Source organism: Flavobacterium sp., from assembly GCF_023151265.1.
Lineage (GTDB): Bacteria > Bacteroidota > Bacteroidia > Flavobacteriales > Flavobacteriaceae > Flavobacterium.
This window is the reverse complement of record NZ_JAKLJH010000005.1, coordinates 18,864-34,847: the sequence shown is the minus strand read 5'-3', so window position 1 is coordinate 34,847 and position 15,984 is coordinate 18,864. Positions and strand designations below refer to the sequence as shown.

General features: G+C 32.3%; 16 protein-coding genes (1 of these 16 cut by a window edge). 7 read left to right on the top strand and 9 right to left on the bottom strand.

Annotated elements, in window-relative coordinates; genetic code table 11:
• Together L6Q46_RS01005 and L6Q46_RS01000 are read right to left on the bottom strand one after the other, a co-directional pair.
• Positions 1–1,281: the 5' portion of an ATP-dependent DNA helicase RecQ gene (locus L6Q46_RS01005; RefSeq protein WP_291282721.1), read on the bottom strand. The gene continues 588 nt to the left of window position 1, outside the view; 1,281 of the gene's 1,869 nt are visible here — the first part of the coding sequence; the start codon lies at positions 1,279–1,281; its stop codon lies beyond the left edge, outside the window.
• A 38-nt stretch (positions 1,282–1,319) separates the two neighbouring features.
• Positions 1,320–1,859, bottom strand: coding sequence for an ATP-binding protein (locus L6Q46_RS01000; RefSeq protein WP_291282720.1), 540 nt, complete (start codon positions 1,857–1,859; stop codon positions 1,320–1,322).
• Positions 1,860–1,984: 125 nt separating this feature from the next.
• On the opposite strand from L6Q46_RS01000, the gene L6Q46_RS00995 reads away from it, so the two are divergent.
• The 4 genes from L6Q46_RS00995 to L6Q46_RS00980 all read left to right on the top strand — a co-directional run bounded on the left by L6Q46_RS00995 (position 1,985) and on the right by L6Q46_RS00980 (position 5,134).
• Positions 1,985–2,269 (top strand): DUF493 family protein, encoded by a 285-nt coding sequence (locus L6Q46_RS00995; RefSeq protein ID WP_111567787.1) that lies wholly within the window; start codon positions 1,985–1,987, stop codon positions 2,267–2,269.
• 6 nt (positions 2,270–2,275) lie between these two features.
• Positions 2,276–2,977, top strand: coding sequence for a DUF4290 domain-containing protein (locus L6Q46_RS00990; protein WP_291265413.1), 702 nt, complete (start codon positions 2,276–2,278; stop codon positions 2,975–2,977).
• A gap of 8 nt (positions 2,978–2,985) precedes the next feature.
• The gene (murA, locus tag L6Q46_RS00985) at positions 2,986–4,296 is read left to right on the top strand and encodes a UDP-N-acetylglucosamine 1-carboxyvinyltransferase (protein ID WP_153199747.1); all 1,311 of its coding nucleotides are present in this window, start codon (positions 2,986–2,988) and stop codon (positions 4,294–4,296) included.
• 70 nt (positions 4,297–4,366) lie between these two features.
• A complete protein-coding gene (locus L6Q46_RS00980) occupies positions 4,367–5,134 on the top strand; it encodes a TSUP family transporter (RefSeq protein WP_291282719.1) in 768 nt (255 codons plus the stop codon).
• A 34-nt stretch (positions 5,135–5,168) separates the two neighbouring features.
• On the opposite strand, the gene L6Q46_RS00975 is transcribed toward L6Q46_RS00980, so the two are convergent.
• From L6Q46_RS00975 to L6Q46_RS00960, 4 genes are all read right to left on the bottom strand, one after another.
• Positions 5,169–7,634 (bottom strand): DUF5686 and carboxypeptidase regulatory-like domain-containing protein, encoded by a 2,466-nt coding sequence (locus L6Q46_RS00975; protein ID WP_291282718.1) that lies wholly within the window; start codon positions 7,632–7,634, stop codon positions 5,169–5,171.
• A 278-nt stretch (positions 7,635–7,912) separates the two neighbouring features.
• Entirely contained in the window at positions 7,913–8,284 is a 372-nt protein-coding gene (locus L6Q46_RS00970; protein WP_291282717.1) for a GxxExxY protein, read from the bottom strand.
• A 230-nt stretch (positions 8,285–8,514) separates the two neighbouring features.
• The gene (gene aroQ / locus L6Q46_RS00965; RefSeq protein WP_291282716.1) at positions 8,515–8,928 is read right to left on the bottom strand and encodes a type II 3-dehydroquinate dehydratase; all 414 of its coding nucleotides are present in this window, start codon (positions 8,926–8,928) and stop codon (positions 8,515–8,517) included.
• Positions 8,929–9,003: 75 nt separating this feature from the next.
• Positions 9,004–9,558, bottom strand: coding sequence for a porin family protein (locus L6Q46_RS00960; RefSeq protein ID WP_291282715.1), 555 nt, complete (start codon positions 9,556–9,558; stop codon positions 9,004–9,006).
• Positions 9,559–9,863: 305 nt separating this feature from the next.
• On the opposite strand from L6Q46_RS00960, the gene L6Q46_RS00955 reads away from it, so the two are divergent.
• Together L6Q46_RS00955 and xerD are read left to right on the top strand one after the other, a co-directional pair.
• Positions 9,864–10,454: an outer membrane beta-barrel protein gene (locus L6Q46_RS00955; protein WP_291282714.1), complete on the top strand. Its 591-nt coding sequence runs from the start codon at positions 9,864–9,866 to the stop codon at positions 10,452–10,454.
• 77 nt (positions 10,455–10,531) lie between these two features.
• Positions 10,532–11,431, top strand: coding sequence for a site-specific tyrosine recombinase XerD (xerD, locus tag L6Q46_RS00950; protein ID WP_291282713.1), 900 nt, complete (start codon positions 10,532–10,534; stop codon positions 11,429–11,431).
• A gap of 310 nt (positions 11,432–11,741) precedes the next feature.
• Here the strand turns inward: xerD and rny are convergent, their stop codons facing one another.
• The 3 genes from rny to L6Q46_RS00935 form a co-directional block, all read right to left on the bottom strand.
• On the bottom strand, positions 11,742–13,304 hold the full coding sequence (gene rny / locus L6Q46_RS00945; protein ID WP_291282712.1) for a ribonuclease Y: 1,563 nt from the start codon (positions 13,302–13,304) through the stop codon (positions 11,742–11,744).
• Between the two features lie 209 nt (positions 13,305–13,513).
• A complete protein-coding gene (locus tag L6Q46_RS00940; protein ID WP_111567777.1) occupies positions 13,514–13,807 on the bottom strand; it encodes a cell division protein ZapA in 294 nt (97 codons plus the stop codon).
• Between the two features lie 7 nt (positions 13,808–13,814).
• Positions 13,815–14,105 carry a hypothetical protein gene (locus L6Q46_RS00935; RefSeq protein ID WP_291282711.1) on the bottom strand — a complete coding sequence of 97 codons (291 nt, stop codon included), beginning with the start codon at positions 14,103–14,105 and terminating at the stop codon, positions 13,815–13,817.
• A 192-nt stretch (positions 14,106–14,297) separates the two neighbouring features.
• Here L6Q46_RS00935 and L6Q46_RS00930 point away from each other — a divergent pair, with 192 nt between their 5' ends.
• Entirely contained in the window at positions 14,298–15,980 is a 1,683-nt protein-coding gene (locus L6Q46_RS00930; RefSeq protein ID WP_291282710.1) for a M23 family metallopeptidase, read from the top strand.
• Positions 15,981–15,984: the final 4 nt, after the last annotated feature.

Below are 15,984 nucleotides of genomic sequence, written 5' to 3'. Positions count from 1 at the left end.
AACTTCCTTACTCGGAATGATAAACTGTAAGCTTATTTTTTCAGTTGATTCGCTTTGAAAAGTTATAATCCCTTGACGGTCTAAAAATTGCAAACTATTGAATGCTTTGATTACTGGGAAATTATAATGCGCACAAAACTGATTCAAATTGAAAGCAAAACTTTCATTATAACCTTCACCATAGGCAATTTGGAAGAAATTGTTCAGTTTGATGTAAACGTCTTTCACGAATTTTTTATCGGGTAAAACATCAATAAATTGTGCTTTAGTATAAGTGATATCCGAAGGATTGGTAACGATGATTCCAAAGGCTTTTTCGCCATTTCGTCCAGCTCTTCCAGCTTCTTGATAATAATTTTCAATGTTCTCTGGAAGTTGGATGTGGATTACGGTTTTTACATCGGGTTTGTCAATTCCCATTCCGAAGGCATTCGTTGCAACCATGACTTGCGATTTATTCTCTAACCAAGATTGCATGTTTTTTTCTTTCTCTTTTGCAGGCAATCCACCGTGATAAATTGTTGACGTAAATCCCAATTGGTTCAACTGTTGCGAAGTTTCAATACACGATTTTCGATTGCGAACATAAATAATAGAAGATTGCGGATTTTTAGTTAAAATCTGCTGTATTTTGAAAAACTTATCTTCGGTTTTAATCACGTGATACGCTAAGTTTTCTCTAGTAAATGACTTTGTAAATATTTTTGGATTAACCAAAGCCAAATTCGTGCAAATGTCTTCCTGAACTCTTTTGTTAGCAGTTGCTGTCAATGCTAAAAATGGTGTAGTAGGGAAGTGTTCTTTTAAAGCCGAAATTTTCAAATACGCCGGTCTAAAATCATGTCCCCATTGGCTCACACAATGCGCTTCGTCGATTGCAATTAAATTGATAGGTAATTGTTTCAAGCGTTCAACAATCCAATCGTGTTGTAAACGTTCAGGAGAAAGATATAAGAATTTGTAATTTCCGAATTGACAATTGTCTAAAATATCAATAATGTCGTCTTGGGAAACACCACCAGTTAAAGCAATCGCTTTGATATTTTTACTTTGTAAATTCTGAACTTGGTCTTTCATCAAGGCAATCAACGGCGAAATCACTAAGCAAATTCCGTTTAATTGAATAGCCGGAATCTGAAAACATACCGATTTTCCTCCTCCAGTTGGTAAAAGTGCAAACGTATCATTTCCACTTAAAACCGATTGAATGATTTCTTCTTGTGGTGTTCTAAAATTATCGTGTTTCCAGTATTTTTGAAGAATTTGTAAGGCTTCCGACATGTAAATTGGCTTTTAGAAACACTAAATTACGAAAAAAATTATTTAACAAGATGTTTCATAATAAAATCCACACGATTTTCAACCGTATCTTTTGGAACTTCCGTAATCGAATAGCCGTATTTTTTATAAGTTTCCATCAAATGTTCGTGAATTAAAATCGCTTGCTCGTAGTTTTCATAACGCTCAGCATCACTTACATAGATTTCTTTCCAAGGTGGTAAAACAAAAATCGCAGAATATTTGTGGTCTTGACAGGCTTTATCAAAAAATGCAGGATACGAATCGCCTATGTAATGCATATACGCCAAAACATCTGGAATGCCTCGATCTAAAAAGACGATATTTGCCTCTTCGTTTAAAGCTTCTTTGAATTGTCTTTTTCTGCCTTCTAGCAATAATTCACTGAATAAAAGTGGTTTTTCTAAGAACAATTGTTCAATTCCTTGTTCTTGGGCTTCACGAATAACTTCGCGCGAAACCTCAGGATAACAAGTGTGTCCTTTTTCTTTTAATGCATCGATTAAGGTGGTTTTTCCAGAGCTTGGTCCACCAATTAAAACCACAATTTCTTTATTCATATTGGAAATACTAAGGCGCAAAAGTAAGTTTTTTTAAAAATCTAATCAACTTAAAAATTTATAAGTTACTACATTACAATTCTGAACATAAAAAAGTATATTTGCTTTTCCAATACGAAATGATGATGGATAAGAAAACAGAAGATTTTTACGCAAGATTAAAAGAAGAATTAACAAACTCAACGCTTTGGCCTTCAGAGTATTTGTACAAATTTATTATGCCTTCTGATGTGCATAGTATTGCAAAAGTAGAAGCTGCTTTTAATGATATGGGAGCTGTAATTACTACGCAACAATCTAAAACAGGTAAATTTACCAGTGTTTCAATTAGTGTAACTATGGCAAGCGCTCAGAGTGTGATAGATAAATACATTGAAGTTTCGGATATTGAAGGCATCATTTCATTATAAAAAAACATGCAAGAAGAAGTAAGTTACTTAGAATATAATTCAGAACGTCCGCATTTGATTATTCCCGAATACGGAAGACATTTGCAGAAATTGATCGATCAAGCTACTGAAATTGAAGATCGAGAAGAGCGAAACAAAGCAGCAAAATACATTATTTCTGTGATGGGTTCTTTGAATCCGCATTTGAGAGACGTTTTAGATTTTCAACATAAATTGTGGGATCAGTTGTTTATTATGTCTGATTTTAAATTGGATGTAGATTCGCCTTATCCTATTCCTTCAAAAGATATTTTAACTCAGAAACCAGATCGTTTAAAATATCCTCAAAATTTCCCGAAATATCGTTTTTACGGAAATAATATCAAATATATGATTGATGTAGCGAACAGCTGGGAAGAAAGCGAATTGAAAAACGCTTTAGTTTTAGTAATCGCTAATCACATGAAAAAGTGTTACCTGAGTTGGAACAAAGACACGGTAACTGATGAAGTGATTTTTGAGCATTTATTAGAACTTTCAGGAGGAAAATTAAATCTTTCAAAATCAAACGAAGAACTTTCGAACACGCACGATTTAATGAAAGTGAACAAGAAAGTTTCGAATAAAACACAATTTGGTACAAATAAACCCGGAATTGTTAAGAAAAACAACAATCCAAAAGGGCATTTGAACAAGAACAATCAAAATAAAAATACATTTAAAAAATAGGCAGTTACATGGGAACATTTAAAATTGAAGGAGGAAAAGCATTAAAAGGAGAAATTACACCACAAGGCGCTAAAAATGAGGCGTTACAAGTGTTATGTCCTGTTTTGTTAACTTCTGAAAAAGTAAGAGTAACGAATATTCCAGATATTATTGATGTTAACAAATTGATTACGCTTTTAGGTAATTTAGGTGTTAAAATCCAAAAAAATGGACCTGGAGATTACACGTTTCAAGCCGATGAAGTAAATGTAAATTACTTAAAAACAGAAGCATTCAAAAAAGAAGGTGGAAGTTTAAGAGGTTCTATTATGATTGTTGGACCTTTGTTAGCGCGTTTTGGTTGTGGATATATTCCAAAACCAGGAGGTGATAAAATTGGGCGTCGTCGTTTAGACACACACTTTGAAGGTTTTATTAATCTTGGAGCAAAATTCAGATACGAAAGAGAAGATCATTTCTACGGAGTGGAAATCGATGGAAGATTACAAGGTTCTTATATGTTGTTAGACGAAGCTTCGGTAACCGGAACGGCTAATATTGTAATGGCTGCGGTTTTAGCGGAAGGAACAACTACTATTTATAACGCAGCTTGCGAACCTTACTTACAACAATTGTGTAAAATGTTGAACTCAATGGGAGCTAAAATCTCTGGAGTTGGGTCAAACTTATTAACGATTGAAGGTGTTGAGACATTAGGCGGTTGCGAACACAGAATTTTACCTGACATGGTAGAAATCGGTTCTTGGATTGGTCTTGCGGCTATGACACGAAGTGAAATCACAATTAAAAATGTAAGTTGGGAGAACTTAGGACAAATTCCAAACGTATTTAGAAAACTTGGAATTACATTAGAAAGAAGAGGAGAAGACATTTACATTCCAGCTCATAAAGATGGATATGAAATTAAAACCGATATCGACGGATCTATTTTAACTGTTTCTGATGCCCCATGGCCAGGATTTACACCTGACTTGTTAAGTATCGTTTTGGTTGTTTGTACGCAAGCTAAAGGCGATGTGTTGATTCACCAAAAAATGTTTGAAAGCCGTTTGTTCTTCGTGGATAAATTAATCGATATGGGTGCAAAAATTATGTTGTGTGATCCACACAGAGCGGTGGTTATGGGGCATAATTTCCAATCGCAATTAAAAGCTACAACAATGAGTTCGCCAGATATTAGAGCCGGAATCTCCTTATTAATTGCTGCTTTAACTGCAAAAGGAACGTCAACCATTCAAAATATCGAACAAATCGACAGAGGTTACGAGCGTATTGATGAAAGACTACGTGCAATTGGAGCTAATATCGTGAGAGTATAATTTAGTATTCTGTGTTCAGTCGCAGTAAGCAGTGTTACTGTGACTTAACACTGAGACTGATTACTAAAAAATGGAAACCTACATCATCATTTTTCTCTGCATCGCTTCCTTCGTAGCTGGTTTTATCGATGCTATTGTGGGTGGAGGCGGATTAATTCAAACTCCAGCCGCTTTAATTTTGTTGCCGAATGTGCCTGTAGCTTCCATCATTGGAACGTTAAAAATCCCGGGTTTTAGTGGAACTAGTATGGCAACATACCATTATTTGAAATCGGCAAAAGTCAATTGGAAATTATTTATTGTAATGGCAATTGTTTCTTTCTCATTTGCTTATTTAGGTTCGAGTTTACTCAATGTAATGCAAAACGATTTCATGAAACCCTTGCTTTTTGTGGTTTTGATTTTGCTCTTGCTTTATACCTATTTCAAAAAAGATTTCGGACAATTTCAAATCAATAAACTGACTCAAAAGCAAACCTATATTTACGGAATTATAATTTCAATTTTTTTAGGTTTCTACGATGGATTCATTGGTCCAGGAACAGGAAGTTTGCTAATTATGGCGTTTATTGCAATTCTCGGTTTTGATTTTTTAAAAGCGAATATCTATGCGAAATTAGTCAACTTGGCAACAAACATTGGTTCCATAACTTTATTCGTTTTAAAAGGAAAAATTATTTGGTCAATTGCTGTTCCAATGGCAATTTGTAACGTTACAGGTTCGTGGTTAGGCGCACGATTAGCTATTTCAAAAGGTAACGGATTTATTCGTGTTTTCTTTTTAATTGTGGTTGGATTGGCGTTACTTCGTTTTGGTTATGATGTGTTTTTAAAATAAAAAAGCACTCCATTTAGAAGTGCTTCTCGTTATTTTAAAATTTCAATCCAAACATTACGCCATCACCTTGAAATCCGTTTTGGTAGCTTCTTACATAATCAACGCGTAAGAATCTAAATTTACCCCAACCAATATTATCAAATCCAACAGTAAACTCTTGATACGGTTTCATATTTGGAATGTTTAATTGATGAAATCCTCCAATTAAATTCCATTGTAACTTATTTAGTAACGGAATCTTATTCATAATGTAACCTTTAAAATTATGTTCAATATGAGTTTCCAAATACGCATCATTTGTAGAATGACTGTAATATGGAAGTAAATTAAATGAGTTCAATGAATTGTTCAACAAATTAATATGCGTTTGATTTCCGTTGAAGTGTTTATAATCTACAAACGAAATATTATCGGCATTAAAGAATTTTCCTGCTTTAAAGCGTAAGCCAAAATCACCTTTATTTCCTAGGGTTTTGTTGTAATCAACGGTTCCACTGATTAAATCATAGTGGTAATTACTGTTCGAAGCTCCAAAAGCTTTTTCGTAATAGAAACTTAGTATCGGATAATTATCGTTTTGAATGTTAACCTTTCCATCAGGACGCGAAATGTATTTTTGACCAAAACGAATTCGTGTTCCTAAACTCGCTTTCATGATATGATGTTTCTCAAAAGGAACCGAAGTATAATTATTAGGTTGTAATGGATCGTTCGAAAAATACAAATCATCATTTTTAATCATTGTATAATCGGTGTTGTTAAATAACGCTCTTCGGTTTTCGTACAATAATTTACCTGAAGCAAAAACACCATTGGTGACTTCTCTTCCGTAATTAATTTCGGCAAATTCTTTATTATACAATTTCATGTAATTATTTTTAAAGAATAATGTTGCTACCGAATTTACTAAATTACTTATTGGTTCATTTGGATTGAACTGACTTATGGCGCTTCCTCCGTTTAAACTTATGTAAGCGTTGTTTATATTATTAAATCGGTGATAAAAGTTACCTTTTACGCGTAATCTATCTTCGGCAAAACCATAATTAACTATAGATGAAATGGAAGTATATTTCCCTGTTTCTTCATTCCATTTTCTAAAAGAAAAACCACTGTCTAAATTCCAACCTTGAACGGTATTAAAACTTAAAGAAGTTAAATTGGTTAACCCTTGGTAATTGAAACTCCAGTTTTTAAACGAATTCTTATAAGTATAACCCGTAATAATCTTCAATAACTTGAATTTATTTCCTTTGGCATCAACTGAATCCAAATATACTTGTGATTTCCTTAGAGTTTGTAAACTATCTTTTTTAATGTAATTTGTCGTTTCTTCTTCGGTTAATGGAACAGGTCTGAATTCATTCCAATACGAATCTTCTTTTTTGTTCGCATTTTCTGCAAAAGTGACAACTTCTTTACCAAATGTTTTCTTTTCGAAAGCATCTTTGAAGTTGTAATTAGTAAATACATAAGTAAACTTTCCATCAAATTTCATCCCGAAAAGTCCGGCTTTAAAGTCTAGTGTTTGAATATTTTTTGCCCAAATCTTATTATCCGAATTGTAACTAAAACTTTGTGTTAATTTCATGGTTTCAAGAATTGGCTGTTGCATTCTGTAACCTTTAATGTCTAAGTCAATTCCGTAAATTGCCCAAGTATCTTCAACTATATAAATATAACCTTCAAAAACAGGCTCTTTGTCTCGTTTTGGCGTAACTAAAATTTTATTGATTAACTGATTACTTTCGTTATAAAAAGTGCTTTCTAATTTGTATTTGTAATAATTAAAAGCATTATCAGCAATAGGCGAAACCATGTTGATGTTAAACTCAACGTAGTTGTCGTAAAAATCGTAATTTGTTTTTAGTGCAGTATTATAACTAAACCCGTTATCGTCACCAGCAATTTTAGAAGCAATGATTTCTTCTTTTAAATCATCAGGTTTTTGGAATTTAATTTTTGATACAGTTTCCGATTGATAAATAATACCACTTCTAGTAGAATCTAAGTTGCCTTCTAAATCTCCAATTTCAACGCCCATGAATTTCTTAGGAATATCTTTTGCTCTAAAAATTCCTCTCGAATAAAAATCGGCTTCAAACTTATCGGTTTTAGCGGCATTTTTCTTTTTTTCTTTTATAGTATTTCGAATAATTTCATTAGCAGGATTTTCTCCATTTACAACCACAACTTCTTTCAGTTGAAAATCTTCTTCTTGTAAAGTTACATCAAACTCAAAAGGAAAACTACTGATGTTTAAAATGTGTTTCTGAGTTTTATATCCCAAATATTGAAAAACTAAGTGCACATTGTTTTTCTGTGTAGTGTTTAATTCGTATTTACCATGTTCATTTGACGTTGTACCTATATAGGTGTTCTCTATATATATGTTTACAAATGGTAAAGCATTTCCATCTTTATCTTTTATGGTTCCTTTAATTTGAGCGAACGAAATTGTTGTTAAGAATAATAAGAATAGCGTAATTTGTTGTTTCATGTTGTTTGTTTTTACACAGAGCTTTTTTTAATTTTGTTTGTCTTTAGAGAGTTACACTGAGGCGTTTCACTTGTTTTATTTCACAGAGCTTCACGGAGCTTTTTTTAATTTTGTTTGTCTTTAGAGAGTTACACTGAGGCGTTTCACTTGTTTTATTTCACAGAGCTTCACGGAGCTTTTTTTAATTTTGTTTGTCTTTAGAGAGTTACACTGAGGCGTTTTACTTGTTCTTTACACAGAGTTTTTTTGATTGAGAGCTTCTTCGAGATTTTTTACTTTTATAATACAAATCGTTTAATTCCTTTAGATAATAGTTTAGTATTAAAATTAATTAATAATCCTGTTTTGTAATTTCCTAATTTCATGTAAGTTAATATTTGAGCTTTATGAACATCGGTGAAAGTTTCAACTGTTTTTATTTCGATTACTAATCTATCTTCTATTAGTAAATCTATTCTATAACCATGATCAAGTTTGATTTCTTTATATTCAAGAGGAAGTTTTAATTCTCGTTCAACTTTTAAATTAGCTTTTTTTAATTCATAATATAAACATTCTTGATAAGCAGATTCTAATAAACCCGGACCCAAATGACGATGAACTTCAATAGCCAAGCCAATTACTTGTTCTGTTAACTTATCAATTTCCATATTTTAATTTTATAAATATTCTTTAATTAAATTAAATATAACGCTCTTTCTATCTCTCAAATTAACACAATGCAAATAAAACCCTCTGTGAATCTCATCTAACTCGGTGTATCTCTGTGTAACAACTAAGTGCAACGCTCTCTTTTCCTCATTCAACACAAAGTATATAAAAACCTCTGTGAATCTCTTTTTACTCGGAGCATCTCTGTGTAAAAAAAACAAGTGAAACGCTACTCAAAAGCTCTTAAAGCCAACTCATAACTCTGCAATCCAAAACCAATAATTACACCTTTAGCATTTGGTGAAATGTACGATTGATGACGAAAAGATTCTCTTGAAAATGTATTGGAAATATGAACTTCTACAACTGGAGTTGTAATTGCTTTAATAGCATCGCCTATTCCTATAGAAGTATGTGTGTAAGCACCAGCATTAAGAACGATACCATCATAACTAAAACCTACTTCTTGAATTTTACTGATAATTTCCCCTTCAATATTACTTTGGAAATATTCTAATGTGATAGTTGGAAACTCACTTTGTAATTTTTCAAAATACGATTCAAAAGTGGCATTGCCGTAAACTTCGGGTTCTCTTTTTCCTAATAAATTAAGATTTGGACCATTTATAATGATAAGCTTCATGAGAATTGTTTTTGTAAAAGTAAAAAAACCATTCTTTTTGAGAATGGTTTTAGCAAAATATTATAACTTTTAGTGTTAAAACATATAACCTACTGAAAATTGAATTACAGAGTTTTTCACATCAGCATCTTTTTTAGCTTCTGTTAAACCCGCAACATAACGCCCTGATACAAATAATCCGTTTGTAATCTTATAACTTAAACCACCAGCTAAGCCAAAGTCGAAAGAATTTGTGTCGTTTGAGTCAACTTCATTTCGTTCGCTTACTAATACAGAAGCTTGTGGACCTAATTCTAAACTAAGTTTATTAGAAGTTAAATAAAATTTAGCAAGAACAGGAAGTGATAAGTAACCCAACTCATTTTTAACTTGTTCGCCTAAACCTTCCAATTCTGCACCTTGTGTAGAATATAAGAGTTCGGGTTGAATGGCGAAGTTTTCAAATACTTTTAATTCCATTACAGCACCTGCATGATAGCTTGTAATAGTTTTAAAATCTACACCCGAAACATCTCCGCCTGTGTAGTTAGCAAAATTTACACCACCTTTTACACCAAATTTTAGCATTTGAGCCTGCGAAAAACCAGTTCCTAGAACCAGTAAAATCATTGTTACAATTGTTCTTTTCATATTAAAATCTTTAGAGTAGTAACGCTTGCTAGCGCTTTTTAGTATGATTGTCGATAAAATGCACTTTTTATCGATTTTTGGATTTTATTGATTGTGAGGTGTTTATGTTTTTTTTGTTATTTTTTGAAGGTTTACTTTTTATTAAAAAAAGTTTAAAATTTTAAATTTCACAACTTTCAACTGCTTGATTATGAACATAATCGTTTTTACTTGTTAATAAAATTGTTAATAACATAACAAAATATGTTATTTCGTATAAAAAAATGCTATAAATTTGCTCTATTAACTTTAAATTTAAACTAAACATGAAAAAAGTTTTATTATCTGCTGTAGCATTATTGGCTTTCGGTTTTGCTAACGCACAAGAAGAAGAAAAAGGAAACGGTGGATTCTCTAAAGGGTCTATGTTTATTTCTGGTGCTGTATCAATTGATTCAGAAAAAACTGGTGATGCTAAATCTTCAGGTTTTGAAATCGCTCCTAAATTTGGTTACTTCGTAACTGAGAACATTGCAATTGGAGGTAAATTAGGTTATGAGTCAATGAAAGCTGATAACGGTTTTGTAGATACAACTGATAGAACAGCTTTAACAGTTGGTGCTTTTGGACGTTACTACATGACTCCAGCTTCTCAATTCTCATTATTCGGTGAGTTTGGAGTTGATTACACTTCATGGGATAACAAATTAGCTGATGTTCAAGAAAACGAAATTGGTGTAAACTTAGGATTAGGTTTAAGCTATTTCTTAAACAACAACTGGGCTATCGAGGCTACTTGGGCTGGTTTAGGTTACACAACTAATGACAATGGTGGAGACGGTGCTGACAAAACTAATTCTTTTGGTTTAGGTGCTGACTTAAGATCATTTGGATTTGGTGTTATCTACAAATTCTAATTTGTAAAAAACAAATAAGTCAAAAATCCCGCTTCGGCGGGATTTTTTTATTGCTGTAATTTGCCTACATTTGATATATGAGTACTTGGCAATCGTATATTAAAGAATATCAAAATTATCTTCGTTTAGAACGTGGTCTTTCTAAAAATACCATTGAAAACTATACGTTTGATATCGAAAAATTAGTGTTGTTCTTGCATCAACATGAAATACGGGTTTCTCCCATTACAATTACAGAAGATACGGTTCAGCAATTCATTTACGAAATTTCATCTCAAGTAAATGCTCGAAGTCAGTCGCGAATAATTTCAGGATTAAAAAGCTTTTTCAACTACTTAGTTTTTGAGGATTATCGCAAAGACACCCCTTTAGAATTAATTGAAGTTCCTAAAACAGGCAGAAAATTACCCGATACTTTAGCAACAGAAGAAATTGATGCGTTAATCTCGGCAATAGATTTATCCACTCCAGAAGGCGAACGCAATAAAGCTATGTTAGAAACCTTGTACAGTTGCGGTTTGCGTGTTTCAGAATTAGTAAGTTTAAAAATTTCCGATTTATTTTTTGAAGAAGGTTTTATCAAAATCACAGGTAAAGGAAATAAGCAGCGTTTTGTGCCCGTAGGAGGCTCTACAATTAAATACATAACTTCTTATGTAAATTTAATACGAGTGCATTATCCAGTCCAAAAAGGACACGAAGACACGCTTTTTCTAAATAGGAGAGGAAGGCAATTAACGCGCGCTATGGTTTTTACAATTATTAAAGATTTAGCGGTAAAAATCAATTTAAATAAAACCATTAGTCCACACACATTCCGACATTCTTTTGCAACACATTTATTAGAAAATGGTGCCGATTTACGTTCGATACAATTAATGCTCGGACACGAATCGATTACTACTACCGAGGTGTATATGCATTTAGATAGAAAATTCTTATCGGAAGTTTTGAATAATTATCATCCGAGGAAGTAGTGTTTGTTTTTACACAGAGATACACAGAGTTTTTTTGAAATACTTTGTGTTGAGAGAGCTACACAAAGACATTTCATATATCTTAATTCTATTTGGTTTACGTTTAGTTTGTCATGCTGTCAAGCATCTCTTTTATTAACTTCAAATCGGAATTAAGTTCAACATAAAACTTACATGACTTATATGTTTAAAACAAATAACAAAAATCACTCACTAAAGAGATTCCTAACGGAATGACAAAATTGAGTACAAAAAAAATCGCATTAAAATGAATTAATACGATTTTTTATTTTTGTCTAATGTCTAATACTTACTTCGCAATATTCACTGCTCTAGTTTCACGGATAACCGTAATTTTAACTTGACCAGGATAAGTCATTTCAGTTTGAATTTTTTGAGAAATATCAAACGATAAGTTTACTGCTGCATCATCCGATACTTTTTCACTTTCTACAATAACACGTAATTCTCTACCTGCTTGAATTGCATAAGCGTTTTTAACACCGTTGAATCCAAAAGCGATATCTTCTAAGTCTTTCAAACGTTGGATGTAAGAATCTAATACTTGTCTTCTTGCTCCAGGGCGTGCTCCAGAAATAGCATCACAAACTTGGATAATTGGAGAAATCAATGATTTCATTTCAATTTCGTCGTGGTGCGCTCCAATTGCGTTACAAACTTCTTCTTTTTCACCATATTTCTCAGCCCATTGCATACCTAAGATTGCGTGAGGTAATTCACTTTCTGTATCTGGTACTTTTCCAATATCGTGTAATAAACCAGCTCTTTTAGCTAATTTAACATTTAATCCTAATTCAGCCGCCATGATACCACATAACTTAGCAACTTCTCTTGAGTGTTGTAATAAGTTTTGTCCGTAAGATGAACGATATTTCATTCTACCTACCACTTTAATTAATTCAGGGTGTAATCCGTGGATTCCTAAATCGATTACCGTACGTTTTCCAGTTTCGATGATTTCCTCGTCGATTTGTTTTGCTGTTTTAGCAACAACTTCTTCAATACGTGCTGGGTGAATACGTCCGTCAGTTACTAATTTGTGTAATGCTAAACGAGCTATTTCTCTTCTTACTGGATCAAAACATGATAAGATGATAGCTTCTGGTGTATCGTCAACGATGATTTCAACTCCAGTTGCAGCTTCCAAAGCTCTAATGTTACGACCTTCACGACCAATGATTCTACCTTTCACATCATCCGATTCAATGTTAAATACAGAAACACAATTTTCAACTGCTTCTTCAGTACCTACACGTTGAATAGTATTGATGATGATTTTCTTAGCTTCTTGTTGTGCTGTCATTTTTGCTTCTTCCACAGTATCTTGGATGAATGACATGGCATTTGTTTTAGCTTCCGCTTTTAAACTTTCTACCAATTGATTTTTAGCATCTTCAGCAGATAATCCAGAAATAGCTTCTAATTGCTCTACTTGGCTTCTGTGAAGTTTATCAATTTCTTGTTGTTTCTTGTCTAAGTATTCGATTTTATTGTTGTAATCTGCAATTTTAGCTTCAACTTCATCGTTTACTTTTTTAGCTTTTGCTAATTCATTTGAAACTTGAGATTCTTTATCACGCGTTCTTTTTTCAGCTTCCGCCATTTTTTTATCGCGTGCTAAAATTACTTGTTCGTGTTCTGCTTTTAATTCTAAAAACTTCTCTTTAGCTTGTAAAATTTTATCTTTTTTTGCTGCTTCAGCTTCTGTTTTAGCGTCTTTTAAAATCGAAGCTGCTTCTTTTTTGGCATTTTTAATTAGGTTAGAAACATTGCTTTTCTCTAAAAATTTAGCAATTCCAAAACCTCCCGCAAGACCAACAACAATTCCAATTATTATGCTTAGTATATCCATGTGTGTGTTAAAAAAATTATATAAAAAAAGCCTACATTAGGTGTTTGTATAAACTCTGTTATACAAGATTTGAGCTAACCTGCAGTTCAAACTTCCCACTTAAGGGCCTGTTATAGTTGCAAAGATTCACTCGTTTAATTTGTTAGTGTTGAGTTTATCAAATATATACTAATGTAGGCAGTATCTTTGTTTGTTATGTAAGAACGTATTTATTTTGAGAGTAACTCACTCAATTTTTTATCCAAATTTTGCAATCTGGTTATGTTGCTTTCATTATCCTGAGAGTTGTTGATTTGTTTTTGTTCAACCTGAGCTGCAAATTGCAAGGCACACATTGCTAAAACATCTTGTTTGTCTCTTACGGCATAGCTTTGTTCAAACTGTTTAATCATAGCGTCTATTTTTTTTGAAGCACTTCTAAGTCCTTCTTCTTGCGATGGATCTACCGTTAAGGGATACACGCGGTCTGCTATCGATATTTTAATTTTCAGTTTTTCACTCATGCGGTTTCTAATCCGAAAGTTGGGCTATACAATAATCGATTTCTCTGATTAATGAATTTATTTTGAGTTTTGTTTCTCGTTTATTTTCTTCACTGCCTAGTAATGAGTTTACCATTTTTAGAGTATCCAATTGATTTTTTAGAACTTCAATTTCGCTTGATTGTTTTTGTTGGTTTTTTTTAGAAAGCAACAATTCGTCCTGTAACTCTTGGTTTTTCTTTTCAAGCTGTGCCACTTTTTGGTTGAGCTTAAAAAATTTAACTTCGAGAGAATCAATTAATTCAGATAATCCATTCATTAATGATAAAATTCATTTCATTATTTCACAAAGTTAGCATTAGTATTCAAAAATTGCAATACTTTTTATTAAATTTTGTGAATTAATTTTTATTATTTATAACTAATTGATTATTAAATAATTATTGTAGGTATGGTTTTTGTTTACTTTATGTAAAATTATTTTAGTATTTTAGCACTAAACACAAGCACTATGAGATTCGTATTAGCCATTTTATTCGCCCCTCTTTTTATTTTTAGTCAAGATTTTCCTCAAGATTATTTTCAATCTCCTTTAGATATTCCGCTCGATTTATCGGGTTCTTTCGGAGAATTACGAAGTAACCACTTTCATTCTGGTTTGGATTTTAAAACAAAAGGAGTAGAAGGTCTTCCCGTTTATGCTGCCGGTGATGGTTATATTTCAAGGATTAAAATCTCAACTTTTGGATATGGAAAAGCCATTTATATTACACATCCAAATGGTTATACTTCTGTTTATGGACATCTCCAAAAAGCAAATGGTGCTATCGAATCTTTCATTAAAGCAAGACAATACAAGGAACAATCCTATGAAGTAGAAATGTATTTGTATCCAACAGAATTACCAGTAAAAAAAGGTGATATTATTGCTTTTACCGGAAATACGGGTGGAAGTGGTGGTCCTCATTTGCATTTTGAATTCCGAAATACTAAATCAGAAGAAATACTAAATCCAATGCATTTTGGGTTTAAGAAAATCATCAATGATGATAGAAAACCTGTTATTCAAGGTGTTGTGGCTTATCCTTTAGATTCTACAGTAGTAAATACTTCTCAAAAACCAATTAATATTTCATTTTCTAAACAAGCCGATGGAAGTTATTTGAGTACAAAAGTTAGAGCGAATGGTAAAGTTGCATTCGGAATTAATGCCTACGATTTTTGTACCAATGCCTACAATAAAAACGGATTATATAAAGTAAAAGCCTATTTGAATGGTGTTTTGTATTACCAATATGGTTTTGATGGTTTTGCCTTTGATGAATCGCGCTACATTAATAATTTTATTGATTACGAACGTTTTCATTTGATGGGACAACGCGTTCAAAAATTGTTTCAATTATCTGATTATCCCTTATCTATTGTGGCTGGAAATAAAAAAGATGGTACAATAAAAGTACAACCTGCAATAAATTACACCTATCGAGTAGAAGTATATGATTTTCATGGAAATAAGGTAGATTTAGTTATTCCAATCGAATTTTATAATACGCAAGCCACTGTAAAAAATACGATTCAAAAAACGCCTTACTATGTAAAAGCTAAAAACGAATCTATTTTTGAAAAGAATAATGTTTCGGTTCAAATTCCAGAAAATGCATTTTATTCTAATTTTTATTTGAATTTTGATGTTAGTAACGATATTCTTACGTTGCATGATGATAGTGTCCCAGTTCATAAAAATATTACAATTACATTCAATAATGTTCAAGGCTTAACCGAAGAGCAATTAGCAAAAACTTACATTGCAACTTTAGACGGTTATAAATTAGAATACAATAAAACATATCGAAAAGGGAATACATTTTCTCTTAAAACAAAGTCTTTAGGTAAATTCAAATTAGCGCAAGACACAACTCCTCCAAGAATTTACAACGTAAATTTTGTAGAAGGAAAGACAATTAAAGAGCAAAAAACAATTAGTGTTTCTATTACAGATTTGCATTCCGATATTGATTCTTACAATGCTTATTTAAACGGAAAATGGATTTTAATGGAATACGATTATAAGACAAAAAAGTTGGTACACAATTTAGATGATAATATTTACGTTCAAGGAAGAAACGATTTAAAGATTGTTGTGACTGATAATTTACAAAATTCTACTACCTTTGAATCTTACTTTTTTAGATAATTAA